Genomic DNA, 26,029 nt, shown 5'->3' with positions numbered 1-26,029 from the left:
TAACTATTCAGAGCCATGCAAAATAGAAGCAACATCGCGATGTAGCGTAAGCGGAATCGAGATGGGGCTCTGAATAGACAAGAAAATAAAAAAATTCTGGGAGGAATTTGCTATGCTTAACACAATATTCAGTTCCGTTTTTACAGAAACAACCGCCGCCTTCACCTTTGGTCAGTTCCTTGCCTGCACAGCAGTGTCTCTGATTCTGGGACTGTTGATCGCTGCTGTTTACAGGTACAAAAGCGAATGCACCAAAAGCTTTGCTGTCACGCTTGTTCTGATGCCTGTGATCGTACAGATGGTGATCATGCTCGTCAATGGAAATCTTGGAACCGGAGTCCCTTGATTATACCAGTGTTTTTGACGATATCTTTGCCAGGTATCTGACCCGTTGCGAGCTTGTACAGGTAAAAACCACGAATATGGGAAGTCTTTTCAAGCTGGAGTATCGCATCGTATTCCGCGAGGAAGGCGAAGAGAAAAACATGATTGACCAGCTCCGCTGCAGAAACGGAAACCTTGAAATCCTGTGCAGTCGTGCGCAGACCGGAAGGGAGGAATTATAATGAATCGAAACAGAAAGAAAAAAAACAGAAAAAAAGAGACCGGCGCAGTCGTCAGCCTGCTTCTTGCATCATCGCTGGCCTTCGGCGGATGCGGCACAGCAGTGACATCTTCCAGCTCTGTGAATGCCGAATCTGCCCGTACAGAGTCAACCGGCGAAACATCTGCCGACAACGCGGATACCACATCAGAGAGCACAGATTCGGAAAATGCAATGGAAAGTGCTTCCGATATTAATTTTGACCTGGAACTGACCGAATCCACTATCGACACCGAATTCACAGACCGTGAGAAGAGCGGAAGCTATAAAGCATTAGAAGCCGTAAAAATTACACTTAATAAGACGACAGCTACCGTCTCCGGCAGCGGAGCCAAAGCAGACGGCAGCACAATTACCATCACGGAAGAAGGTGTTTACGTCGTAAGCGGAACACTTGAGGATGGCCAGATTATCGTAGATGCATCCGATTCCGACAAGGTTCAGATCGTACTCGATGGAGTCCATATCAACTGTGAGACAAATGCTGCCATCTACGTTCGCGAAGCGGACAAAGTTTTCATCACGCTTGCTGAAAACAGCAGCAACACGCTTGGCGGTGGAAACGAGTACACTCAGATTGACGACAACACGGTAGACGGCGTTATCTTCTCCAAATCAGATCTTGTCTGCAACGGGACAAGAAGTCTGACCATCGAGGCAGACTACAAGCACGGGATTGTATCCAAAGATGACCTTGTGATTACCGGCGGAACCTACAAAATCGCCGCTGCGGACAACGGGATCACAGCCAAAGATCAGATTAAAATTCTGGATGGAAGCTTTGATATTGATGCTGCAAACAGTGCGGTCAAAGCGAAGAATACGGATGACACAGAGCTTGGAAATATCTATATTGCCGGTGGAATTTTTACGATCGAGGCGGAACAGGACGGCTTCCATGCAACCGGCAGCATTGTTGTCGATGACGGAACCATCACCGTAAACTCCGGTGATGACGGTTTCCATGCGGATTTCGACACCGTCATTCATGGCGGAACGATCCTTGTTGAAAAAAGCTACGAAGGACTGGAAGGAAAACGCGTTGTGGTCAATGGTGGTGACATTACCATAAACGCCAGCGACGATGGCATCAATGCCGCAAATTCCGGCGACGATGGCGCCAACGCCATAAATCCTGGCGCCAATGCTGCCGGTTCCGGTGACGATGACAGCAATGCCGCAAGCTCAAACAACGATAGCAGTGCTGCCGTAAACTCCGGTGATGATAGCAGCATATCCGGTGCGGCAGACGGAAAGGAACCTCCGCAAATGCCGCCTGATACAGAAAACGGCAGCGATATGCAGCCATCGCAGGACTTCGATCCGGAGAACGCTCCGTCTGGCGGAAATGCGCCGCAGAACTTCGATCCGGGGAATGCTCCGTCTGACGGCGATGCTCCACAGAAGATGCAGGGAGGCCCCGGCGGCGAAGGCAACTCTGAGCTTTACATTAAAATTACCGGCGGAACCCTGACTGTATCCGCCGATGGTGATGGTCTTGATTCCAACGGCGGTCTTCTCGTGACCGGCGGAACTACGATCGTGTACGGGCCGACCAGCGATGGTGACAGTGCCCTCGATTACGACGGAAGTGCAATTGTGACCGGCGGAACCTTAGCTGCTATCGGCAGTGCCGGCATGACGGAAAGCTTCGACGAAGCTTCCACCCAGCCCGTTATCACCTATTACAGTACGGAAACCCAGTCCGCTGACACTACCATCACACTGACAGACAGCGATGGAAGTGCCCTCTTCACGGTTACACCTGAAAAAGCCTACGCCAGCATCGTTTTGACCTGCCCCGAAATGAAACTGGACGCAACGTATACTCTGACTGCCGGTACCGACAACGAAGAGATCACCCTCACGGACATCATCACCACCGCCGGAACCCGGTCTGTTAAAACGATGAGCGATCCCAAAGGTGGAAAAATGCCAAATAACAGCGACAACAAAGGAACTCCGCCTTCAAAACCAAGCGACACGGCTGAGTGAACCGTTATAGTTCATTCAGCACCGGAACATTTGCTGTTCCGGTGCGTAAGAAAGTGATTCTACTCATGATTCTACCGTGGCTGTCTTCCTACTTCCAATTTGCCGTATTCTGTGCTAAAATAACCTCACAAGAAAAGAGGTAGAAAAATCATGTATGATAAACTGACCGAAAACGATATTAAAAAAATGCAGGAAGAAATCGACTACCGCAAACTGGTTGTCCGTCCAAAAGAACTCGAGGCTGTAAAAGAAGCCCGTGCCCAGGGCGATCTCAGCGAAAACTTTGAATACAAAGCTGCCAAACAGGACAAAAACCGCAACGAAAGCCGCATCCGCTATCTGGAAAAAATGATCAAAACCGCTCACGTTATTTCAGATACCTCAAAGGACGACGAAGTCGGCATCAACAATACCGTCCAGGTTTACATCGAAGAAGATGATGAGACAGAAACCTACAAACTTGTCACCACCGTTCGTGGTAATTCTCTCAAAGGATACGTCAGTATCGACTCGCCATTAGGAAAAGCCATTCTGGGTCATAAAGTCGGCGACCGCGTCACTGTAAAAGTAAGCGATGCCTATAGTTATGATCTCATCATCAAATCCATCGAAAACACTGCGGATACCGATGATGAACTCCGCAGCTATTAAAGGACAGAAAGAAAGGAAAATACCAGTCATGGAAAAAATTGCAAGCTTTACGATCGACCATATCAAACTTAAACCAGGCATTTACGTTTCAAGAAAAGATCATGTGGGTGACAGCGTTATCACAACCTTTGACCTGCGCATGACATCTCCAAACGATGAGCCTGTTATGAATACTGCTGAAGTCCACACCATTGAGCATCTTGGCGCAACGTTCCTTCGCAATCACGAAGAATGGAAAGATAAAACTGTATATTTTGGTCCAATGGGCTGCCGTACAGGATTTTACCTGCTGCTGGCCGGTGATTACAGCTCGAAAGATATCGTTTCACTCGTAATAGAAATGTATGAATTTATCTGCGATTTCAAGGGCGAAGTCCCGGGTGCATCTCCGAAAGACTGCGGAAACTATCTGGATATGAATCTGTCCATGGCAAACTACCTTGGCAAAAAATACCTGGATGAGGTTTTGTACGGAATTGATGAATCCCGTCTCGTCTATCCGGAATAAATTCTAAAAATGGTAACTATTCAGCGCCATGCAATTTCGCATGGCTCTGAATAGTTACAAAAAATGAAAGAAAACAGGGGGAAACAGAGTATGAGAACCATGGAAAACGAAAAACTGCGTGTGCAGATCAGCGATCACGGTGCAGAACTTTGCAGTATCTACGATAAGGAAGCTGACCGTGAGGCAGTCTGGATCGGAGATCCGGCCTTCTGGAACCGCCACGCACCGGTTTTGTTCCCGTTTGTCGGAAAAGTAAACGGTGGATTCTATACCCACAAAGGTATCAAATACCCGATGGGCCAGCATGGCTTTGCACGTGACAAAGAGTTTGCGTGCATGGAAAATACAGAAAATAAAACCGTACATCGTCTGGTATCGACCGATGAGACAAAAAAAGTCTATCCGTTCGACTTTGCTTTTACCGTAACCCAGAAACTTTCAGGCAGAACCGTGACTGTTATCTGGGAGGTAGAAAATACCGGAGAGGAAGACCTTTATTTTTCTGTCGGAGGGCATCCGGCATTTATGATTCCGGAGCAGTACGACATTGTCTTCAACAAAGATCTTCGGAACCATGGCGAGACAGAGCTTGAATATGTTTTGATTGATCCAGAAACAGCAGGTGTTGATGCGGCACATCCACGGAAACTGTCATTAATCAACGGAAAAATCCCATATACCAGAACCCTTTTCGACGAGGATGCTCTGATCTTCGACAATACGCAGGTAGAGCGCGTTGGCGTGGAAGTAGATGGGAAACCGTACGTTACCCTCACCTGTAAAGGCTTCCCAAGCGTTGGTGTATGGTCCAAGCCAAAAGCAGACGCTCCGTTTGTTTGTCTCGAGCCATGGATCGGCCGCTGTGACAACGTTGGCTTTGATGGTGAATTAAAAGACAAATATGGTGAACAGCACCTGAAGGCAGGAGAAAGTTTTCAGGCAAGCTACACCATCGCCATTGGCGAATAAACCAGGTAAAAGAGAAAAAACTCTAAAGTATGGGGAAAAGAACACGTTTCCTATGCTTCGGGGGTTGAAATTTTACGGTTTCTTTACTATAATTAGCATCAAGCCCAAAAACGCATGTGGTTTGGCATGCACAGAAGAAAAAACAGGAGGGAACGTTTTTGAAAAGAGAAACGGTTATCGTACTTGATTTTGGCGGTCAGTACAATCAGTTAATTGCAAGACGTGTACGTGAGTGTAACGTTTACTGTGAGATTTATTCTTACAAAACAGATATTGAAAAGATTAAAGAAATTCAGCCGAAAGGTATTATCTTTACCGGCGGCCCGAACAGCGCATATCTGCCGGATTCCCCGACTTATACAAAAGAAATTTTCGAACTTGGAATTCCAATCCTCGGCATCTGTTACGGATCACAGCTGATGATGCATCTGCTGGGCGGAAAAGTAGAAGTAGCTCCGGTCAGAGAATATGGAAAAATTGAGGTAACCGTAGATACCAGTTCCGCACTGTTCGAAAATGTATCTGAAAAAACAATCTGCTGGATGAGCCACAATGACTATATTTCCAAAGCAGCTCCGGGCTTTGAAATCATTGCTCATACGGAGGACTGTCCGGTAGCAGCCGTTGCAAACGTAGAGAAAAATCTCTATGCAACCCAGTTCCATCCGGAGGTTCTTCATACAAAAGAAGGAAAGAAGATGCTTTCCAACTTTGTATACAATGTATGTAAATGTGCCGGCGACTGGCATATGGACTCCTTCGTGGAAGAATCCATCAAAGCTATTCGAGAAAAAGTTGGCGATGGAAAAGTGCTCTGCGCCCTTTCCGGCGGCGTTGATTCTTCTGTTGCAGCTGTTATGCTTTCAAAAGCAGTTGGCAATCAGCTCACCTGCGTTTTTGTTGACCACGGTCTGCTGCGTAAAAACGAAGGCGATGAGGTAGAGGCTGTATTCGGACCGGAGGGTCCGTATGACCTGAATTTCATCCGTGTTAATGCACAGGAGCGTTTCTATGCCAAATTAAAAGGCGTAGAAGAGCCGGAGAAAAAACGTAAAATCATCGGTGAAGAATTTATCCGTGTCTTCGAAGAAGAGGCAAAGAAAATCGGTGCGGTAGACTTCCTTGTACAGGGAACCATCTACCCGGACGTTGTAGAGAGTGGTGTCGGCGGAGAATCCACCGTTATCAAATCTCACCATAATGTCGGAGGACTGCCGGATTACGTAGATTTCAAAGAAATCATCGAGCCACTGCGCAACCTTTTCAAAGATGAAGTAAGAAAAGCCGGTCTTGAACTCGGAATTCCGGAATATCTTGTATTCCGTCAGCCATTCCCAGGTCCGGGTCTTGGTATTCGTATCATCGGTGAAGTAACCGCTGAGAAAGTTAAAATGGTTCAGGATGCCGACGCAATCTGGCGTGAAGAAATTGACAAAGCCGGAATCGCTCACGAAATCGGCCAGTACTTCGCAGCACTGACCAATATGCGTTCTGTCGGAGTCATGGGAGATGAAAGAACGTATGATTATGCTATCGCCCTCCGTGCCGTAACCACTACCGATTTCATGACAGCCGAAAGCGCAGAAATTCCGTGGGATGTCATCGGAAAAACAACGAGCAGAATTGTAAATGAGGTAAAACACATCAATCGCGTTATGTATGATTGCACAGGAAAACCACCGGCAACCATCGAGTTTGAATAGTTGGAGCAGAGCTTCAAAGCCTTTATTTTCAAGGGTTTTGAGGCTCTTTCCTTTTAGAATTGCATTTTGATTGCATTTTTTTATTCAATGGCTCTGTGATAGATTGCTGTATGCTGATTGCTGGTGTAATCGGCAACACTGGTTGTTGCCGGAGTATAAGTGAGAACACCAGTTAATTTTTTGGCAACTTCCACGTTGGTGTTGGGATATAAATGTCCATAGGTTCCTAACGTAGTCTGTATCTTTTCATGCCCCAGACGTTCTTTAATCAATAAAGGATTTTCACCCATACTGATGAGCAGGGAAGCATGGGAATGTCTGAGTGCATGAATCTTGATACGGTGTACGCCTGCCAATCCAGCAAGTTTTTCTAATGCCCGTGGGAGGGTGTGCTTACTGGTGGGAATCCCATTGTAGCTTAGTACAAGGTCGCAGCCCTTTAAAACCTTTTGCTGTACTTCCTGCCATGCTTTCAATTCTTTGATGGTATCTGTGTCAATATAGATAGTGCGAATACTAGCTTGTGTCTTTGGCTCCACAAATTTGTATTCGTCCATTGTTTTATAGTACAGCGTTTTTGTTATACTTAAAAGTCCGGTTTCAAAGTTGATGTCCGACCATTGCAGGGCTGCGGCTTCTCCGATTCTCATTCCGGTCATAAACAGGAGCCAGTATGAAATGAAAAGGTAATGTTCGTAATAATCTCCCTTGTAGAGCAGGGAAATTACCTTTTGAAATTCATCCAGTGTCCAGAAATCCACTTTTGTTTTCTTGCTCTTGATGTTTCCTATCATTCGTGATGGATTTTTCTTTGCAAGACCGAGAACAACTGCTCTGTCAAAGGCAATAGAGAGCATACCCTGTACAATACGGATATAGTTTGGACTAAATTCTTTTGCGAGTTCAAGCTGCCAGTTCTGGACGTTAATGGGTTCTATCTCATCCACCGTCATTTTGTAAAAGTATGAAAAATGCTTCTGAATGGTAGAACGGCGGTTCAGATAGGTGCTTTCCTTTACTTGTGTTTTATACCAAGGAAGATAAGTTTCCTCAATAAACTGTTGAAAAGATAGCTGCTGTTTCTTTTCTGTTAATTCCTCTGTGGATGTCAGCATAAGTTTTGAATATGCTTCTCTGGCTTCTTTTTTTGTCTTGAATCCACTTTTGTATTTCTGAATCTGTTTTCCGGTAATCGGATGAAAACCTAAGTTTGCTCTAAAATAATAAGTTCCGTTTTCTGCTTTCTTAATAGGGTCTTTTGCCATGATTTCACTCCTTACATAAATGTGCAAGAAGTACAATCAGTTCGATTTATCAGTAAAAGTAATCCCTAGCAATTCTTCCACAGCTTCTCTGGGAACCCTGTCCAGTTTGCGTGACTGATAGTAGGTATGCCCTTTTGAAATCATAAGTTTTTTTGCTTCTCTTATGATGTCTGCTGCGAATGAAGTTCCATAACCCAGTTCTATTAAGTCTTTTTTTGTTACTGTAATCATGTTCCTCCTTTCCATAGACCAGATATGGAACCCTCAATATCTGTCTATATTATATCAGATTTTGTGGCAAAAGTAATATTAAGATTGTATTTCCTGCAAATAGTTATTTGATTTTGAATGAAAAATTCTAATTCAAAATGGTATCTAAGCAAGCCGAACAGCTTTCGCTAAAGCTCATGGGAATCTCACCCCTGCATGGTTCTCATCCAGCCGTACCCTTTGCCAGCGGTGCTACATCATCACACGGACTAAGGCTGTACGGAAGTATCATTATCACAATAGAAAGGTCATGGCGGCAGCTCTGCGGTAAGCTACTTATGGAACGCTGGCAGGAATCGCTATCCGGTATCATCCCTCCTTTGGTGGGTTACGGCGTGCCAGCCCAACGGCTCTCTTTCTATCGAAACGTATTCGGCTGCTTTATGCTGCGTTGATTAGACGCTTTCTTTTTCAAGGAACAATCCGGCTTTATCAGCCTGTTAAAATGCACTGGTGATAATGCACTTTAATAGACTGGCAAGCTCTGTCTGGGAAGCATGGGTTTGTCCACGCTTCCACAGGCGAGCGTTATTTCTAGTTTGGTTCCCTGATTTCAAAAGATAAAATCTTTGCAATCAGACGTGTTTCCATCCGGCGGCGTAGGGTTTCATCTACAACCATGTGGGTATTTCCATATTCGTCTTTCATGGGACGCATGGAACGGCTGGCAATAAAACCGCTGTAATGGCGTACAATCTGGTTGACTGCTTCAATATCGCCGTCCGTAGCTCTTACAATCACAGGAAACGGAATCATAGGGTGCTTTGCTGTCATGCTTCGTCCTCCATAAATTTTTTGATAAATTCCAGTCCGGCGTGTCTTCTTCTCTGGATGGTAGAACGGTTGACTTCCAGAATTTTTGAGATTTCCGTATCGTCAAATCCAAGAAAATAATATCGCAGGATAACGTCACGTTTCTTTCCGTCCAGACTTTCTAATGCTTCGGCTAACAGGCTGTTTTCAATGCGGACAGTAAATCCATCCATTTCAAAAGTATGGAAGTGGGATGGATAGGTGTCTTCGGAAGAAAACAGATTGACGGTGTAATCGTCCATATCACAGAACAGGGTTTCCCGTTTACACTGTCTGGACAACGCTTTGAGATAGTCTTTGCGTTCATCCTCCATAGCGACTTTACAGATATAATCAAACTGGTTCTCTATGGTTGTCTGAAATTCAGATGGCTTCATTATTGCTCACCCCCTTTCCAGCCTTGAAAGGGAGCGAGTTGATAGGAATTTCTGCTTCTTTCCCCCTTTTCGCTCTTAGTCCCGACAGGACAGGGGGCACAGTTGCATTTTTGAATAAAAAAATACACCCATTTTAAAATAAAAATGAGTGCATGAGAAATAACAGTAGAATAAATATGACTTGTCAGTTCATATTCAAAGTTGGACTTCCACAGTGGAGGAGCTATACTTTTTTTAATGAATGTAGCCTATGTACGTTATATAGCAGCAAAGAAATCCCCATAGCGGCAATCCTCCTAAATGCCGCTATTTATATTCTGCGTCATTGTTGGTTCAGTAATAGACAAAAAGAAGCGGCGGCTCTAAAAATCAAAGCCACCGCTTCAAAAGCACGTGAAAATCTGTCTGCGTTACGACGGCTTTTTTTCTTTTGCCGTCGTCCGGCAGATAACAAACAAATATTATGTTTTGATTTATTTTATCAATATCAACTTACTTTAAGATGAATTTTAGCTTACGGATTTGTAAGATAGAAAAAGAGGGGGCACTTTTGAAATTCCCCCTCTCAAAAGATTATTGTGCACTAATATTTTCGACGATAGACATTCGCTGTAACCGTTTTGCAGGTCCTTTAACTGCCAAAAGAGAAGTCAACAGTACAATAGCGATTATGAGTATAAGGGGAATAAACGGAACACTCCATGCTGTTCCCCAAATATTTGTTATAAGACTTACATAGATAACCCAGTGCATAGGAAGTCCAATGATACAACCCCAAATCACTCCGCTTATTGCGTAGGTTCCTGCTTCTGCGATTATCATTTTTATAAGTTGGCGATTGCTCATTCCAATCGCTCGCATACTTCCGTATTCTTTCATTTTTGCGGCAACTCCCAGATTGATTGTATTCATAATATGGAAAATGGTAATAGCAACGATAATAGATAGGAAGCCGTAAACAAGAACTGCAAAAGTATAATACAGATTTCTTTGCTGCTGCACTTGAGAAAGGCTGTCTGAAAATATTACGCCACCATTAGTAAATATGTTTTTAATTGCGTTTACATCTTCACTGGAAGCGTTGTTCTCAAATTGAATGTCGATAATAGTATAGCCAGTTTCTCCGGTCAGTGCGCTAAAGGTTGCTTCCGAACAGAAAAAGGTTTCCGTACCCTTTACACGGGCTAAGGGGCTATCAGACAAAATTCCTGCAACCGTAACAGTTTTTTTCGTATTATTGATAGATAAAGTTATCTTGTCGCCAACTTGTACATTAACATTTCCCGTCTGTACGAATAGCACTTGATTTTCTTGCTGCATAACTGTTTCTATGGAACCTGCTACCAAAGAGTCCGCCGCCCATTGAAATTGATTTTCCTCATAGGAAATAAGATTTGCATTGTAGCTTTTTCCACTATTTTCTGATGGAACATCATAAGCAAACATACGCCCGTATGCCCGCTTGACATCATCATTTTTCTTAATCTGTGCTAACATTTCGCTCTCAATCGAACAAGTATTAGTTTCACTTGCTATGGATAATTCCGGCGTATAAACCGGGGGCACAAAAGCATTTTGCATAAAATCAACAAGTGTACTGAACGTGAGAAACAATGTAATACAGATAGCAAATGCCCCTGTCATTAAAATGTAATTTCTTTTCTTTGCTTTTGCGTGATGAATACCCAATGCGGTTTCAATTTTAAATGTCTTTGTGTTAGCTGCTTTGTGAAATGTAGCTATTTGTCCAGCATTTCCTGATACAGCGGTAAGCGGAGAAACTTTTGCGGCTCTTCTTGCCGGAGAACGAGCAGCCAGTAAAACGGTCAGCAATCCTAACAAAATACTTGCAACTATACTTATCCAACTAATACCCCAAATCGGCATTGAAGAAAACCATTCTGGACTTATTACCCGCATGGCGGCAGACAAAATCCAAACAATCACAATGGAGAATATAATTCCAATGGGAATAGCCGTTTTACACCAATACAGCCCCTCTAAACGTACAAATCGCATTATTTGTCTTTTGGTTGCCCCCAGACACCGGAGCATACCAAAAAATTCTGTTCTCTCTGCGACATTGCTGTTTAGACTGCTTGAAATCATCAAAATGCAAGTCAGCATGACAATAAGGGAAAGAATAAAGGCTACTTGATAAATCTGATTTACACCTGATTTCCCCTCTATTTGCCCTTGTATGCTCAAAAGAGGTGTATTTCCGGTTATCTGTTCATCAGTCAGATGATTGGCTGCTTTTATATCATTGATTGCGTCCGGTATATTACATAAATGTGAAAACTGGGCGACATAACTTTCATTCGCGTTAGAAACAGCAAGCGTTCCTAAGCCCTCTGGTGTCATTACTACAATCGGCAAATTCTCAGCAATCAAGTGTGAAGTTTTTGTATCGTCTAAAAAGCCAACTATCTGATAATCTGCCATACTTCCGTTCGGATTATACAATTCAACTGTATCATTCAACAAAACAGAGGCAGTATCTTTAAGTGAAGAAGATATTGCAATCTCGTTTGGCGCGTCTGGATATTTTCCCTCTGCAATCCCGTTCAGAAATATATCGTCAAAAACCCCTTTATCTTGCGCGCTGATAGTAATAGGCTGTTCTTTAATAAAATATCCTGCTTCGGAAGAAACTGTATTATGCCACCCGGAAATTTTTACCTCTGGACGAGCTGAAATAAAGGAAGCTGTCTGCGAATCAATAGCATGAAACGCATAATGCCAGTTTCCGCTTTTCTCTATTTCGTGTTGCGTAACACCCTGTAAATACATATCGGCAAGACCAAACATGACAGCAACCAAAATAACCGCAAGAGTAATACAAATACGGGTCATTCTACTTTGCTTGCGGTGGATTTTGGTTGATATAGGGACAAGTTTAAGATAATGCTTCATTTGCTGTCCCCCCTAAGTCTGTAAGAATACCGTCGCTCACACGAAACACCCTGTCAACCGAAGATGTTAAATTATTATTGTGCGTTATCATCAAAATTGTTTGTTTAAAATGTCTTGACGCACTGATAAGCATATCAATAACGTCTTGACTATTTTTACTGTCGAGATTTCCCGTCGGTTCATCGGCTAAAATTAGTTTTGGCTGTGTTATCAAAGCTCTCCCAATCGCTACTCGTTGTTGCTGTCCTCCGGATAATTGTCTCGGTAAATGATAGCGGCGTTCTGCCAATCCAAGTAAATTGAGGATTTCGTTTACTTTTTTAGGGTCTGGCTTTTGATAATCTAACAGTAGAGGGAAAATAATATTTTGTTCTACATTCAGCTCAGACACAAGCTGGAAAGACTGAAAAATAAATCCTATGTTGCGTCGTCTGTAAATTGTCCGTTTTTCTTCTTTCATAGAAAACAGATTTTGCCCGTCAATAAAAATAGAACCCGAAGTCGGCGTATCTAAAGCACCGATGCAGTTAAGCAAAGTACTTTTTCCAGAACCAGATTCACCTACAACAGCAGCAAATTCCCCTTTTTCAAGTGAGAAAGACACATTTTTTAAAGCATTTACTTTTGCTTCGCCTTTCCCGTAAGTTTTACATAAATTTTCAACTTTTAAAATTTCCATAAATCATAGACCTCCTTTCTTAAAGGATAACAGGAACAGCTTACAATCCGGTGAATTCCACCTTACGATTTCGTAAGGAAAGAAACTGAAAAAGTAGTACCTTCATGTAAAACACTTTGAACAGAAATGAGCCCCTCTTGTCCCTCTATAATAGATTTTGCAAGAGGAAGTCCTAATCCAATTCCCGGAGTGTTGAGGGAATATTTACTGCGATAAAAGCGTTTGAAAATATGGTGTATATCTTCCGGGGCAATTCCACTTCCATTATCAGAAACTAAAATTCGTATCATAGTTGGTGCACTTTCCCAAGTAATCTTTACTATTCCTCCTATTTCTGTATGGTCTAACGCGTTCTTTACAAGGTTTCCAATCGCTTCACTTGTCCAATCCATATCACACATAATAACTTGATTAGATGTTCCATTTACAATAATCTGTTTTTTTTCTTGTGTAGCTCTTATTGTAAGTTCACTGATAGCGTTTTTAACTAATTCCTGTATAAGACAGGTACGCTTGTCAAAAAGAATATTTCCAGTATCTAAACGTGCGATTTTAAGCATAGACAAAATAAGCTGTTCTATTCGTTTTAAGGCGGTTCCGGTTTTTTGCGAAAATTTTTTTACTGTTTCAGTATTATCCGGTTCCGCTTCTATAATTTCTTGATACATCATCAAAGCTGCTAATGGAGTTTTCAGTTGATGTGAAATATCTGAAATTGTGCTTTTCAAAAATTCTTTTGTTTTATGTTCTGTTTCACTTTTGGCTTTAAGCATAGTTGCAAGCTGTTCAACAGATGCAAATAAATGAAAAAGGTCTCCCTCACTGTCTTGCGGTAAATGACAAGAATAGTCATTGTTAATATAGTTATCTATAATTTTTCCAGACTGTCGATATAGATTATTTCTAATTTGTAGGAAAGAAATAACCCCAATGACAAGAATTATCACTAGACAAATTCCCCCTCCTAATGCTATATGCAAAAAGTGATATTGAAACTGGGAAAAATGTGGCAACAAGCTACCAAACGTATTTGTGGTAATTCCCAAATTATCTAAAAATTCCATTCCCGCGGTACTTATATCTGTGGAAGAAATAGCATTGGCAATTACTTCTTTTGAAACCTCCTGTTCCAACAAGGCAGATACAATAGCTCTATCATGTTCCAGATACATAGACTTTGCTGTATTTAATTGATTTATAGAAAACCATGTAGAAACTCCCACAAGTAAAATACTGTATATAGCAATAAAAAGAGAAAAATGTTTTATTTGCTTGTCACGAAAAATATTCATACTTACACCTCTTTCCACTGATAACCAAAGCCGCGAATGGTTATTAAGCGCTGCGGGTGGGAAGCGTCAGTTTCCACTTTTTCGCGAAGCCGCCGGATATAAACCGATAAGGTGTTATCGTCAACAAAATTTCCTGTACCGTCCCATAAATCATTTAGAATAATATCTCTGGAAACAATGCGATTTGCATTTCGTACTAACAGACAAAGCAGACGGTATTCTGCGTTTGTCAGTTCTAGTATTTTATTGTTCAAAATTACGCGGCAACTTAAAAAGTCAATCGAAATGTCCCCACATTTCAATACACTTGCCTTGTCCTGCGGTGTTACTCCTGCACGTCGTAACAAGGCACGAATACGGGAACATAGTTCCCCCAACTTAAAGGGCTTTGTAACATAATCGCCCCCGCCGCAATCCAAGCCACGAATAATATTGACTTCTTCATCAGAAGCAGTCAAAAAGATAATCGGTATCTGTTTGTTATGTTTCCGCACATTTTCGCAAACCTCAAAGCCTGTTCCGTCCGGCAGTGTCACATCAAGAATAAGCAAATCGTATTTTTCGATTTGTGCTAATTGCTTTTCTGCTTCTTCAACAGTACGGGCAATATCAACGTAGAAACCATTTTTCTTTAGAGAGTAATGCAACCCGTCTATTAAGCTAATATCATCTTCTAAAAGTAATAAGTTACTCATGCTTAAACTCCTTTCTCCTTGCGTCAACAGGTTTTTCTGCATCCTTTGGTATCAACCACATATAACCGATTTTTGAAACTCCCGGTATTCTATCTTCCTTACAAAGAATCTGTACTCGTCGTTCAGAAATGCCCCATTTTTTAGCTGCTTCGGGGCAAGACATATATTCCATAACAGTCCCAGTCCTTTCTATAAACCATATTATCATAATTATAGTCGGACATACGAATAATAGCAAGTGCAAACATATGAATTATTATGGCTACAAATAGGAACTGTATAGACGTATTCAGTATGAAAGAGGAACAGTAGAATGTATATGGGTGAATAAATATGGCAAAAAGACCAACAGCTAAATATGACTTTAAGGCTTTCGGACAAGCTATCAAAGTAGCGAGAACCGAACGAAAAGAGAGCCGCAAGAAAGTAAGTGATGAAATGTATATCTCACCACGTTATCTTGCTAATATTGAGAATAAAGGGCAACAGCCGAGTTTACAAATTTTTTATGAGCTTGTAACACGTTATGATATATCCGTAGACCAATTCTTTTTTCCGAATAAATCCGCGGAAAAAGATACACAACGCAGACAACTTGATACATTGCTTGATAGTATGAGTGAGAAAGGAATACGGGTAGTCACCGCCACAGCAAAAGAGATAGCCGAAGTCGAAGCAGAGGACAGGTGAATGTCCAGAACAGAATTTTAAAATGAGAAGACACATTGTAATTTTTTGAGAAATACAATGTGTCTTCTGTTTTATATAGCTTATTTCACAATCTTCCAGTTTTCCCCGTTCTTTTCCAGTACAAGGTTAAACTGTGATACCTGTGTTGTCATGGTCTGGTTATCCAGATATTTTACTGCAAGGGAAGCTGTCACCTGATTTCCGTTTCGGTTATAAACCGGATTTACCAGTTCCGAGAAAATATACTCTTTTCCCACAGTTTTCAGCACACCCTCATTTACATAATAGGTCAGTTCCTTTGCGGTTGCCGTAGGGTACAGCTTGAAAAAGGTGGTGAGAAATTCGTTGATTTCCTCTGTGGTGATGGAATCCACCGTACCGTCACTTTGTACCGCTTTGGGAGTGTAACCGGATTTTACGGGAACACTGGTAATGGTTGGATTCTGGATAATCGTCAGGTTTCCAGAGCCGTCCACATAGACTGTCACCTGATAGGCGGAACGGACGGTTTTACTGGATTCCCCCTCTGTGATACGCTGTTCCACCGTATAGGTCACTTGATAATGCTGCTCTTTTTCTTCTGTGATTTCCCATATCTGAAAATCGGTCAGGGCAGACGATACGGGGATGTCCTTTCGGACAGTATCTACATTCAGGGCTTGCAGCTCTCCGGTGAGATACCCTTTTAAAGCGTTTGTCCGGTTGTCAATGGAAGCGGCGGACTGTTCCCATGAATAGTAGACTTCTGCGAAATTCTCCACAAAATTCTCTATCTTGTGAGTGTCGAGGATTTGTTCCTCAATCACTTTCGTTTCATGGACAGTGTGAATGTCTATCGCCGTGAAATTCTTATAGACGGCAAACAGGAAGCTCATTGCCAGCAGCACCCACAGGGCAATCACGGTTTTCTTATGGGTATTGACTTTGTAGACTTTCAGTTTCTTTTCTTTCTGCTTTTTCTGGTTTTCCTCTTTTCTAATCTGAATCATATCGGTTCATCCTTTCTTATTGTTTGATTCGTCCGGCTCCAGCAAGGTGCTGTTGCCAGTAGGAGCCTGTCAGGTCTGCGTAACCAATGGGATTTCCGGCATGGTACATCCGGTTATTTCCCACATACAGTCCCACATGGGTGATGTAGGTTCCGGCGTTGTAGGTAGAGTGGAAAAAGACCAAATCCCCTGCTTTTGCTTCGGACAGGGGGATGTGCTGCGTTACATTGTACTGTTCCTGTGCTGTCCGTGGCAGGGCGATTCCTGCCTTGCCATAGCACCACTGCACCAGTCCCGAACAGTCAAAGGAAGTGGAGGGAGAATCACCCCCGTACACATACGTCCATCCCTCATACTTTAAGGCTTCCTCCATGATAGCCTGCACCGTTTCATCATCAAACTGTGCCACGGTCAGGTATTGCGATACCAAGAGGACATAGAACATATTTCCGTAGGAATACCGCCAGCCTCCGTTTTTCTCTACCGCAACAGGGTTGGTGTAGGTGACTTTCTTTCCGCCGGATTTGTCCCTTGCGAAGCTCTCTGCCAGTTCAAAAGTGTATTTTTTCCCACGCCCTGCCACATAGTCTAGGAAGCCGCCGCCGTAGTTGTAGGACTGAATCACACTGTTTAAGTCACAGCCCTTTGTTTCTGCCGCTGCGAGCAGTTCCGAGAAATATTTGCAGCCCTGTTTGATGGATTCCTCTGTACTAAGGGAGTTTGGGGGAAGCCCCAGAGATTCCGAGGACTGCATAACGTCTTCCAGTGTGCCGCCGGATTCCACCTGAATGATGGCGAGCAGCACATTTAAGTATTCCTCTATGCCATATTCCCTTGCATACTTTTCCAGCATAGGTTTATGGGCGAGGACTTCCTGTGATACGCTCACGCCCCCAAAGATAAGATTTCCGCCGCTTCCTCCGTCTTCCTCATCCGAGAAGACAATCACCACCAAAAGGAGCAGGGAGAACATCATCACGAACACGCCGGAACAGGCAAAGAAAAGGTGTCTTAATTTCATGGTTTCTCCCCTTTCTTTTGTTTGGCAGCCGCTTTTACCGTTTTTGTCCACTCCTTTCTGGCGGTGGTACGCCGGATGGTAAAGTTTGATTCTTTTACCGCAGGGGCAGCCCGTTTTCTTTCCGATATCACAGGAGCCGTATCATTCTGGACAGGTCTTGCCGGACGGGGAGTAGCCTGTGTGATAGTGGGAGCCGTCTTTTGTCTTTCATTTGGCTGGGATAGGGAAGCAGATGGGACTATCTGGCGTTCTGTCCTTACAGGTGGCGTTTGTTCATGGTGGATGGAAGCAGCTTTTACCACCGGAACCGAAGCCTGTTCTGCCACAGTTTCCCCATAAGGAACCTGTCCCCGTTCCCTGATGGATAGGGAAGCAGGCTGCATGGCTGGTTTTACTGCATGATGTCGGAAATCTTCTGGCTGCTTTGCAGTAACAGGGCGTTCATGGACAGGAGCTGCCCCTTTGGGTGCTTCGGAAGCTTTCTGTTGCGGCTGTTTTGCCTGTTCCAGTTCCGCCCTGCGCTCTGCAATGGTATGTCTGCGGCTTTCTGCCTGTGCGTTTCGCTGTTCCGCTCTGGCAGTTCGGGTCTGGGTCACGCTGGAAGTAAAATCCCGTACTCCCTCTGATACCTGTGTTTTCCCGTGGTAAAGGGCGTACTTTGCATTGACGGGCAAATCCTTTGCCTGCTCCCGAAGCTGTCCGGCAGTATCGGCTATCTTATCTTTGGTATCTGCCGCCGCACCTACCGCAGAACCAGCCCGTTTCCATACGGATTCTTTTTCCGGTGCTGCCTGTCCGTCTGGTCTGCTGTGGTCTGCCTGTGTGCGTTTGGAAGAGCCGAAGTGGGAAGCATTTCTATGGTCTGAGCCAGCCTGTTTTCCTGCGTGGTATGCAGCCGTTCCAGTTCCAAAAGCCGCCACAGAACGTCCTAGCTTATGCTGTAAACGGTGCATATGGGCGTGCATGAGCATACGGGGTCTTCGCATGATACGGCTCCCCATGCTTTGGGAATCCCCACTCTGTAAGGAGAACATCCCCATCAAATCTCCCAGCTTGAAATAAATTCCGGCAAAGGTCACTATCTGCAAGAACGCCGTCAGGAAGAACGGATATTCCCCAGACAGGTTGTAGAGCATGGTGGAAATACTGAACGCTACCGTGATAATCAGGGTGATTCCGGCTCTGGTAAGGATAGTGTTGAACAGTTTCGTAATGGCACGTTTGAACATCCCCTCAAAAGAGGGAACCATGCTAAGGAGGAAGCTCACAGGCAGGAACATGGCGTAGATGATAAAAAGCACCTGTGAGAAAATCATTATCCCCGTGAGCAGGAATACAAAAACGGAGATACCGATATTGAACATGAACAGGAAGAAGACGGTTCCCAAACGATTGATGGTCTTTGTGATGGTAAGGTTCGTGTTTTCCCTGTCTTCGATTTCCTCCACTACGATTTCTTCTCTGTCCTGTCCGTTGTTTTCGTCTGGACTGGTTGAAAGCAGGTTTTCCACACGGTCTGCTCCAATGCTTTCCATATCTGAATTGCCATATTGCAACAGGAGCCACGGTTGCTTGACCTGAATGGAAAACAGGCAGTCCCGTATCAAATCCACGCTGTCTTTTCCCTGACTTTCCGAGTTAGGCAGCACAATCTTTGTACCAAGGGTCAGGCTGGCATTGCTGATGTCTGCGGAAAATTCATTGATTTTCCCGATATAATCAGGAGCATAAGCGATAAAGGCAGCGGACAGCACGAACACCACCACGAAATTGACAACGGCATGGATGGCTTTTGTGGTTTCCCGTTTGATAAGCCCTGTGTAGGCAACGTAAATCCCCACCACCAGAATGAGAATCAGCAGAAACCCGATATAAAATCCCTCCGAGGACAAGCCGCCTGTGGTAACGCCTGCAAGGGTCTGCATATTTTTCCCAATGGAATCCGCCGTAGAGGAAATGAAGTCCAGCGAGTAGGCTTCCTGAATCAGATACCCCGTGGCGTTGGAAAGATACAGGCTGATTGTCCAGATAAAATTTGTGATGGCATACAGCCCGTACATCACCTGTTTTCCGATACCGTCCAGCCAGTTCCACGGGAGCCAGTCCCATCCGCTGTCCACATAAAAATCAAGCTGGTAGTTGTCCAGAGGATATTTGCTGTATTCGTTGGCAGCGTCCACCGTATCATCCACCAGTCCGGCAGCGTGGGCGGCTGTGCCGAAGACTGCAAGCAGCAGGAGGATGAGCAGGAGTGCCAGAAGCACCCTGCCAATCACTTTTCCTGCCGTCTTCCAAGACAAGCCCTTTTTTGTGTGATGAGGAACTGGGAATTGCGGTCGGTTGGAAGTTCTATGTATCACCATCATTCCACCTCTTTTCTTACGGGCGGTCTGGTATCAAAGGCGTGGAACAGGTCTTCAAAGATAGGATGGAACTGTATCACGCCCACACGCCCGTACAAATCACTGATAAGGCACTGTCCGTTTTCCAAGTCACGGAGCCGCTTCTGGTTGTTTTCATCTTCGGAATCTACCCCGAAAAAGGCGAGGGTCTTCTTGATTTCGTTGATGTCCGTGGAACGGAACGCAAACTTCAAGCCCAGATTGTTTTTCAGCTTTTCATCCAGCAAATCGTCCGTGTTCTGGGTCACAAAGTAAACGCCTGCGTTCATGGCACGTCCGGCACGAACCAGCTTCATGGAAAGGGTCTTGCCCTGTGCCACCTGTAAGAAGCTCCATGCTTCATCCAAATCCACAATCTTAAACACGCTGCGGTCGGTGTGGATGAAGTCGAGGGCAAAGGTGCTGATTACAATGAGCATTGCCACGGAAAGCAGCTCCATTGTGGTGTATTCTTCAAACGAGGTTTCTTTATCTGGCAGCACCAAATCTGCCACCTGAATGATGTTGAGCTGCTTTTCAAAGCTGATGGACTGTGTGACATCTCCATCCGAAAAGAGCAGGTGTGCAAAGTCATAGTCCGTAAAGGATTCGATATGGTCGGCTATGCTGGTGCTGATGGTGGTTCCCTCCGCCCGAAGTTCCTCAATCACCTTGAAAAGCCCCCGTTCCTCACTGTTTGTCACCGCACGAATGGCTTTCCGAAGAACAGGGAACTTTTCCCCGTCACGGCTGGAAATGCCCGTTAAAAAGGTCAAGATGTCGATTGCCAGTGATTCAGAATCCTTTGGGTTTTCCATAATCACATACGGGTCGAGTAAGCCCCTGTTCTGTTCTTCCGAGGTCAGGTTTACGATATTGATTTCATGGGCGATTTCCGGCAGGGTTTCTTTCCAACGTCCCCGTTCCGCTTTCGGGTCAACAATGAGTGCCTGTGCCCCAAATAATACGGAATAATAGACAATCATGTTGTTGCTGAATGATTTTCCACCGCCGAGGGAGCCGACAAAAGCGGCAGCAAGGGCGTTGGTGACGGAGCCTTTTACCCCTTGACTGGCAAGGGCAGGCTTTAAGTACACGTTTCTTCCTGTATCAAGGCTGTACCCGATATAAATGCCCTCCGGTTCCCCCAACATCTGTGTTGCCCCGAAGCCAAGACCAGCAAGGAAGTCACTGGTGACATACTGGATATAATCGTTCAGATACCGTTTGCTGGCAGGGAGAAATTCCCCATGCAGCCCCAGCATATCCCCAAAGGGGCGAACCAGTTTCACGTTCAAATCGTCATAAAAATCTTTCACCTCATTGCAGCGGCGTTTCAGTTCTTCCAAGTCGGGAGCCGTCACACGAACCACATAGGACAGCTTATACATGGATTCCTTGCTCTGGTCTAAGGTGGATTCCAGCTCATTCACGCTGTCTAAAGCGTCCACCACGTTTGTACTGGTTTCGCTGTCATTCTGCCATGCGTGGTTGTCCAAATCTTTCAGCTCTTTTTTCTTGTTCCGCACCGTGGAGAGGGCTTTCCGGTTTGTCACAATCTCCACATTCATAGAGGTATCAATGGGAAAGGTGAATTGCTGCTGCTGATAGTAAAAGATTTCCGAGGATGGGAAGTCCAGTTCCCCAACAATGCTGTTGATGGTAAAGTAGGCAGCATAGACTGTCCCGTCTTCCTGTTCGATTTTCAGATACCGCTGGTTTTCCTCTATCAGACAACGGGTGGGTTTGATGAGGTCATAGTATTTCACCAGCGTTTCCTCCTGAAACCGTTTTTTCGGAAGATAATACTCATAATCTTCGTAGGCGGTTCCGGTCTGCCCGTATAAATGTTCAATCAGATAGCCGAAATCGTCCTTATCAAGCCGCCGTACTTTGAAACGGCGTGAGATTTTATTTTCCAGTAGTTTTTCCATCTTCTGAAACCGCCAGATTTCTTCATTGCTCATGGAAACAAAATCCCCCATGAGCTTGTGGTTGACTTCATGGAGGAAGTCGGAAACAGCAGTCTTTGCTTCCCTGCCAAACTGCTTCATGGTGACTTCCTGCTCATTGACAAGCAGCTTAAAGCCGATAAAAAAGCGGTAGTCCACCTGATTTTCCCCTATCATGGAAATCAGGGCTTCGGTCTGTGCGTCAATCTTTGCACAGGCAACGTCTTTTAACTTGCCTGTCACTTCCTGTTTGGAGCGTTCCTGTGCCGCCCGTATGCTGGATTCCGTGCTGATTTGCAGGGCGTGAATCTTCCCGTCCCTGTTCTGGGCGATAAGCTGCCGGAACGAATCGTGTACCTGATACTTCTGTTCAGGGCTTAAAAAGGAATAGTTGTAGGGAAGCAGCTCATAGTAAGCAAAGCACTCCCCGTCATGGTTGAACACAAGGTTATTTTCGATATACTTAATCGGATATGCCATAAATATCACTCCTTACTGCCGTGATGGGCTGTGCCGGATATTCCTTTTCCAGCTTCACGGGCTTTCCTGCATACGTTAGTTTCGGGCGTACCAGATATGCCAGTACGGATTTCAGGAAGCCGTAAGGCTTCTTCCCGTCAAAAGTCTTCTGGCACATGAACCAAGTGAGGGCAAAGGGTATGCCGAAATATTTTAAAAATGCCCCGTCAATGAACGAAAGAGGAGGAAGGTTCCCCAAGAGTATCACTGCAAGTACCGATACCACGAACCACGCCATCTGTGTGAACGTGATGGGGAATGGCAGCTTAAAATCATTGATGGAATAGAGTACCTTTTCCACCGACCAGATACTGGTATAGCTTCGTATTTTCTTCATGTTGTCCGTCCTTTCTAAAAGATGGGGCAGCAAAAGCCGCCCCTGAAATAAAAAAGCCGCCTGTACTTTCAAAAAGAGATACAGACGGGTCTATCGTATGATTTCATATACGCCGTGGTTCGTGACAATAAAGGTTCCATCCAATTCCATGTCACGCCCATAGGCAGCATAGTCGATATAGTTTTGTAAGTGTGCCGGAAGTTCCCCAAGCTGTCCGCTTTCTTCCAGATAGTAGCGAGCCACATCCGCCATATCATCACAGCCGGAATGGCAGATAATATCGTCTTCATGCTCACAGAGTTCTTCGATACTGCCAAAGTAGGATTGCAGCTCTGATAGTTCCTCCTGAATGTACTCCGGTAAGTCCTCCACCATTTCACACAGGCGGTTGACTTCCTCAATGGGGGTATATTCGTCAATCTCAAAGGGCAGCTCATAATCATGGATGGTGTATTCCTCATATTCATCATTCAAACCGATACGCTCTTTGACTTCCTCAAAGTCCACAGGCGGCGTGAACCATGCCCCCACCAGTTCGCCCTCATTGTATTTGCCTAAGTTGGCAATGTAAATCCGCATTTCTTCCAAGTTCCTCTACCTCCTTTTAGCGGTAATAAAAGATACCATTGTCTGTAAACAGGTAGTTTTCGCTGGTTTCCAGTTCCCGACCAATGGCAGCGTAGTCGATATGGTTCAACAGGTCTGGATGTACTTCTCCAAAGAGCTGTACCTCCTGCACCAGATAACGGGTGAGGGATTCCCCGTCCTGCACCGGATAGCAGCGTATCTGGTCTTTGTGGTCGATAAATTCTGTAAAGCTGGAAAACCACCGCTTTTGTATTACATCCATTTCATAATAGAGGGGCGTTCCCTGCATTTCCTGTACCATCCGGCAAAGGGCGTTGATTTCCCAGAGCCTTGTGTTGCCCTCCAATGGAAAGGGCAGCTCATAGTCTTCAATTTCGATTTCTTCCTCACTCTGAACCCCAAGACGTTCCCTGATTTCTTCAAAATCCACAGGGCAGGAAAACCATGCCCCAGGATATTCCTCAAAATCCTCATGGTAAAACCGTGTGGTGTTCAGGATGTAGATTCTCATTTCCTCAATCAGTATCACGTCCTTTCTTAGAAAAAAATGGCAACTAACTTTGTTTGTCAGTTGCCATTTTTCTAATAAAATATTCGCTTTAATTCTTCATCACTATTGATTTTTTTAATTACCCAAGGTTGTAAAAAATAATTGATTTGTGGGTCTAACATACTTACTAAATGAGTTTGTCCGGCAGGGGTTAATATTTGTAAATGTTGAAGTTCTATTACTAATCCATTGTTCATGGGTAATGGCAGGGTGTGAGTTGGTTCACGTAAAAACTCCCGAATGATTGTCATCTGTTCTGGTGTCATATTTTTCAAATATTTAATCTGAGCAGTTCCCAATCTCTTAGAAGCATACTTGTCATAAAAGAAATGAAAAATTTTAGATAGTAATAAAACGATTAGTAAAGCTGTGGAAATCACAAAAACAATGCCTATTGTAAAACCATATTTTTCTCGAAAATTTATAATATAAAACTTTTGGGCTAACTTTTGAGGCAATAATAATAATGTACCACTGGCAATAGATAAAGCTCCTAAAATGTTCGGCGGTAATTTCAAAAAATCAATAAAATCTTTCATACATTTCCTCCACTTTCAATTACTATTAAAGAAATTATACCACCATTCTTAGTTTATCTCAATTATCATACACTATCATATTACATCTTCTTTCTTTTGGGGAGTTACGCTCCCCAAGCCCCTAGTGGACTTCCGCCATGAAGCAATCAAGGCTTGCTCCATAACGGAAGTGTAAAATGGGTTTCCTATGCTCCGATAATCTTATTGAACAGTTCCAGTAAGATGTCCTTTACACCGTCAGCATTGAAGACCAGACCGACCGCTACAAGGGACACCACCAGAAAGCCGATAAGTTTGGAAAATTCCCTCTTAAATCCGAGGTACAGTCCAATCACCACGATTGCCAGCAACACAAGGGACTGGGCGTTGGATAAAAACCAGTTGTAAAGATTCTGTCCGAAATTCATAAAAGCTCCTTTCTTTCCTGTAAGAGTTCTTAGCTTCCAAGATTGCCGCCGTTAAAGCACCACCTCCTTTGCAGCGGCGGCTTGCTGCTTCAGGATTTTTTCATGCTTCTCCGTCAGCCTTGCATGGGTGATGATGTCATGGACAATCTGGGTGTGGTTCATCTTATCCAGACGGAGAGCCAGCTTTAAGGTGGGTGCTACCTGATGGGAGAGCCAGTGCAGGGTGCGTTCAAAGGAATAGGGTTCCGGTTTGGTTGTCAGTTTCAGGCTTCCCCTGTGTTCCCCCATAAACCACGCCCATTCCTCACTGATACGCCAGTCAGAACGGGGCTTTGTATCGTCCCTGTCCACGAACCGGACATAGCGGTTGATGATTTGAAAGGCTGTCTGTTCTGGATTGTCATGTTCTAACAGGTCACGGATGGCGTAAAAGGCACGCTCATTTTTCAGCCGGATTTCAAAGCGGTTCTTTACCTCTGCGTCCGCAATGGGAATATCATGCTTCTTGTACTGCTCATAGTCCTTTTCGTAAATGCAGAAGTACACCTCACTTTGGAGGGAACCAATATACAGGGTGTTCCCCATACATTCTTTTTCCCCACGCCGTACCAGTTCGCCGCTGCGGTAGCTTTTGAAGCTGCGGAAGACCGAGATACATTCCTCATTCCGGCACTTCTCTGTCAGATGGGGAATGTTCAGGATTCCTGTTTTGTCATTGATGGCAAGGTCAAGCCGCTTCATTACGCCGTCCTCCATGAGAACATCCATAAAAAATTCATACCAGCTCCGTTCCTGTGCCAGCAGATAGCTTTCAAACTGGCGGCAGCCACGCCCTTTCAGTTCCAGCAGCACCCCCTTTTCCAGTTCCGGCGATACTAGAACGAAAATATCCCCCAGATAGTAATGCTCCGTGTAAGAGTAAAATCCGTAGTCTTCATGGATAAAGTAGGGGAGTTTTAGCCGAAGCACGTCTTCCACGATATGCTTCACATCCGTAGTGGGGAAGCGAATCCGAACATAGTCAAAGAGCATTTCAAGGGGATTGTCTGGATTGAAGCGTTCCAGAGCTTCCGTGATGGCTTCCTGTAATGCTTCGGATGGGTGAGCCTTGCCCGTTTCAATATCGCTCAGGTACGGACGGGTGATTCCGGCAGCTAAGGCAAGTTTCTGTTGTGAGATACCGTAAACTTCCCGTTTCTCTTTGATGTCCCGTACCCATGTTTCTTCATTCAGTGAAAATCCCTCCTGTCTAAAAAAGCGTATGTCAACTTTCAGAGCCTTGTTGACACACGCCGGATATGGGAAAATCCCTTGTGTAC

The 26,029-nt window shown here is 44.4% G+C and carries 28 protein-coding genes; 9 read left to right on the top strand and 19 right to left on the bottom strand.

What is annotated here, in order from left to right; genetic code table 11:
* The first annotated feature begins 112 nt into the window (after positions 1-112).
* The 7 genes from DXD02_RS16325 (at position 113) to guaA (ending at position 6,430) form a co-directional block, all read left to right on the top strand.
* Complete coding sequence (locus DXD02_RS16325) at positions 113-346, top strand: hypothetical protein (protein ID WP_055227237.1); 234 nt, start codon at positions 113-115, stop codon at positions 344-346.
* Positions 318-566, top strand: coding sequence for a hypothetical protein (locus DXD02_RS16320; protein WP_330410107.1), 249 nt, complete (start codon positions 318-320; stop codon positions 564-566). Before DXD02_RS16325 ends, DXD02_RS16320 begins: the two co-directional genes overlap by 29 nt.
* The gene (locus DXD02_RS02645) at positions 566-2,599 is read left to right on the top strand and encodes a carbohydrate-binding domain-containing protein (protein WP_118666347.1); all 2,034 of its coding nucleotides are present in this window, start codon (positions 566-568) and stop codon (positions 2,597-2,599) included. The genes DXD02_RS16320 and DXD02_RS02645 overlap by 1 nt, the downstream gene beginning before the upstream one ends.
* 150 nt (positions 2,600-2,749) lie before the next feature.
* Entirely contained in the window at positions 2,750-3,250 is a 501-nt protein-coding gene (locus DXD02_RS02640; RefSeq protein WP_022462124.1) for a GreA/GreB family elongation factor, read from the top strand.
* 28 nt (positions 3,251-3,278) lie between these two features.
* Positions 3,279-3,758 carry an S-ribosylhomocysteine lyase gene (locus DXD02_RS02635; RefSeq protein WP_118666346.1) on the top strand — a complete coding sequence of 160 codons (480 nt, stop codon included), beginning with the start codon at positions 3,279-3,281 and terminating at the stop codon, positions 3,756-3,758.
* 90 nt (positions 3,759-3,848) lie between these two features.
* Entirely contained in the window at positions 3,849-4,727 is an 879-nt protein-coding gene (locus DXD02_RS02630; protein ID WP_117509456.1) for an aldose 1-epimerase family protein, read from the top strand.
* A gap of 158 nt (positions 4,728-4,885) precedes the next feature.
* On the top strand, positions 4,886-6,430 hold the full coding sequence (gene guaA / locus DXD02_RS02625) for a glutamine-hydrolyzing GMP synthase (RefSeq protein WP_118666345.1): 1,545 nt from the start codon (positions 4,886-4,888) through the stop codon (positions 6,428-6,430).
* An 80-nt stretch (positions 6,431-6,510) separates the two neighbouring features.
* Here guaA and DXD02_RS02620 read toward each other — a convergent pair whose 3' ends face one another.
* From DXD02_RS02620 to DXD02_RS02600, 4 genes are all read right to left on the bottom strand, one after another.
* On the bottom strand, positions 6,511-7,695 hold the full coding sequence (locus DXD02_RS02620) for a site-specific integrase (RefSeq protein WP_118024894.1): 1,185 nt from the start codon (positions 7,693-7,695) through the stop codon (positions 6,511-6,513).
* Between the two features lie 36 nt (positions 7,696-7,731).
* Positions 7,732-7,926: a DUF3173 domain-containing protein gene (locus tag DXD02_RS02615; protein WP_011861908.1), complete on the bottom strand. Its 195-nt coding sequence runs from the start codon at positions 7,924-7,926 to the stop codon at positions 7,732-7,734.
* Between the two features lie 573 nt (positions 7,927-8,499).
* The gene (locus DXD02_RS02605; protein WP_009009556.1) at positions 8,500-8,739 is read right to left on the bottom strand and encodes a helix-turn-helix domain-containing protein; all 240 of its coding nucleotides are present in this window, start codon (positions 8,737-8,739) and stop codon (positions 8,500-8,502) included.
* On the bottom strand, positions 8,736-9,158 hold the full coding sequence (locus DXD02_RS02600; protein WP_009009557.1) for an RNA polymerase sigma factor: 423 nt from the start codon (positions 9,156-9,158) through the stop codon (positions 8,736-8,738). Before DXD02_RS02600 ends, DXD02_RS02605 begins: the two co-directional genes overlap by 4 nt.
* Positions 9,159-9,307: 149 nt before the next feature.
* Here DXD02_RS02600 and DXD02_RS15635 point away from each other — a divergent pair, with 149 nt between their 5' ends.
* Positions 9,308-9,661, top strand: a complete 354-nt coding sequence (locus DXD02_RS15635; protein WP_147335461.1) for a hypothetical protein — start codon at positions 9,308-9,310, stop codon at positions 9,659-9,661.
* Between the two features lie 67 nt (positions 9,662-9,728).
* Here the strand turns inward: DXD02_RS15635 and DXD02_RS02595 are convergent, their stop codons facing one another.
* The 5 genes from DXD02_RS02595 to DXD02_RS15695 all read right to left on the bottom strand — a co-directional run bounded on the left by DXD02_RS02595 (position 9,729) and on the right by DXD02_RS15695 (position 14,909).
* Positions 9,729-12,071, bottom strand: coding sequence for an ABC transporter permease (locus tag DXD02_RS02595; protein WP_118024892.1), 2,343 nt, complete (start codon positions 12,069-12,071; stop codon positions 9,729-9,731).
* A complete protein-coding gene (locus tag DXD02_RS02590) occupies positions 12,055-12,750 on the bottom strand; it encodes an ABC transporter ATP-binding protein (protein ID WP_055227219.1) in 696 nt (231 codons plus the stop codon). Before DXD02_RS02590 ends, DXD02_RS02595 begins: the two co-directional genes overlap by 17 nt.
* Before the next feature lie 62 nt (positions 12,751-12,812).
* Positions 12,813-14,042: a sensor histidine kinase gene (locus DXD02_RS02585; protein WP_118024891.1), complete on the bottom strand. Its 1,230-nt coding sequence runs from the start codon at positions 14,040-14,042 to the stop codon at positions 12,813-12,815.
* A 2-nt stretch (positions 14,043-14,044) separates the two neighbouring features.
* On the bottom strand, positions 14,045-14,737 hold the full coding sequence (locus DXD02_RS02580; protein ID WP_118666344.1) for a response regulator transcription factor: 693 nt from the start codon (positions 14,735-14,737) through the stop codon (positions 14,045-14,047).
* Positions 14,730-14,909, bottom strand: coding sequence for a helix-turn-helix domain-containing protein (locus tag DXD02_RS15695; protein WP_055227213.1), 180 nt, complete (start codon positions 14,907-14,909; stop codon positions 14,730-14,732). The genes DXD02_RS02580 and DXD02_RS15695 overlap by 8 nt, the downstream gene beginning before the upstream one ends.
* Before the next feature lie 161 nt (positions 14,910-15,070).
* On the opposite strand from DXD02_RS15695, the gene DXD02_RS02570 reads away from it, so the two are divergent.
* On the top strand, positions 15,071-15,427 hold the full coding sequence (locus DXD02_RS02570; protein ID WP_118024890.1) for a helix-turn-helix transcriptional regulator: 357 nt from the start codon (positions 15,071-15,073) through the stop codon (positions 15,425-15,427).
* 80 nt (positions 15,428-15,507) lie between these two features.
* Here the strand turns inward: DXD02_RS02570 and DXD02_RS02565 are convergent, their stop codons facing one another.
* The 10 genes from DXD02_RS02565 to mobT all read right to left on the bottom strand — a co-directional run bounded on the left by DXD02_RS02565 (position 15,508) and on the right by mobT (position 25,985).
* Positions 15,508-16,416 (bottom strand): conjugal transfer protein, encoded by a 909-nt coding sequence (locus DXD02_RS02565; RefSeq protein ID WP_055227209.1) that lies wholly within the window; start codon positions 16,414-16,416, stop codon positions 15,508-15,510.
* Positions 16,417-16,432: 16 nt separating this feature from the next.
* Entirely contained in the window at positions 16,433-17,437 is a 1,005-nt protein-coding gene (locus DXD02_RS02560; protein WP_118024889.1) for a bifunctional lytic transglycosylase/C40 family peptidase, read from the bottom strand.
* On the bottom strand, positions 17,434-19,800 hold the full coding sequence (locus DXD02_RS02555) for a CD3337/EF1877 family mobilome membrane protein (protein WP_118024888.1): 2,367 nt from the start codon (positions 19,798-19,800) through the stop codon (positions 17,434-17,436). The genes DXD02_RS02560 and DXD02_RS02555 overlap by 4 nt, the downstream gene beginning before the upstream one ends.
* The gene (locus DXD02_RS02550; protein WP_118031586.1) at positions 19,800-22,250 is read right to left on the bottom strand and encodes an ATP-binding protein; all 2,451 of its coding nucleotides are present in this window, start codon (positions 22,248-22,250) and stop codon (positions 19,800-19,802) included. Before DXD02_RS02550 ends, DXD02_RS02555 begins: the two co-directional genes overlap by 1 nt.
* Positions 22,234-22,626 (bottom strand): conjugal transfer protein, encoded by a 393-nt coding sequence (locus DXD02_RS02545; RefSeq protein WP_118024886.1) that lies wholly within the window; start codon positions 22,624-22,626, stop codon positions 22,234-22,236. The genes DXD02_RS02550 and DXD02_RS02545 overlap by 17 nt, the downstream gene beginning before the upstream one ends.
* A gap of 90 nt (positions 22,627-22,716) precedes the next feature.
* The gene (locus tag DXD02_RS02540) at positions 22,717-23,205 is read right to left on the bottom strand and encodes an antirestriction protein ArdA (protein ID WP_181977591.1); all 489 of its coding nucleotides are present in this window, start codon (positions 23,203-23,205) and stop codon (positions 22,717-22,719) included.
* Between the two features lie 25 nt (positions 23,206-23,230).
* Entirely contained in the window at positions 23,231-23,725 is a 495-nt protein-coding gene (locus DXD02_RS02535; protein ID WP_118024884.1) for an antirestriction protein ArdA, read from the bottom strand.
* 71 nt (positions 23,726-23,796) lie between these two features.
* On the bottom strand, positions 23,797-24,303 hold the full coding sequence (locus DXD02_RS02530) for a superinfection exclusion B family protein (RefSeq protein ID WP_118024883.1): 507 nt from the start codon (positions 24,301-24,303) through the stop codon (positions 23,797-23,799).
* Positions 24,304-24,488: 185 nt separating this feature from the next.
* Complete coding sequence (locus tag DXD02_RS02525; RefSeq protein ID WP_002570387.1) at positions 24,489-24,710, bottom strand: hypothetical protein; 222 nt, start codon at positions 24,708-24,710, stop codon at positions 24,489-24,491.
* Positions 24,711-24,761: 51 nt separating this feature from the next.
* Positions 24,762-25,985, bottom strand: coding sequence for a MobT family relaxase (mobT, locus tag DXD02_RS02520; RefSeq protein ID WP_118024982.1), 1,224 nt, complete (start codon positions 25,983-25,985; stop codon positions 24,762-24,764).
* Between the last annotated feature and the right edge of the window lie 44 nt (positions 25,986-26,029).

It is taken from the genome of Blautia sp. TF10-30, from assembly GCF_003481245.1.
In the GTDB taxonomy this organism is placed as follows: domain Bacteria; phylum Bacillota; class Clostridia; order Lachnospirales; family Lachnospiraceae; genus Fusicatenibacter; species Fusicatenibacter saccharivorans.
Note: the sequence above shows the minus strand (reverse complement) of the source record. Positions and strands in the feature narration are given on the sequence as shown.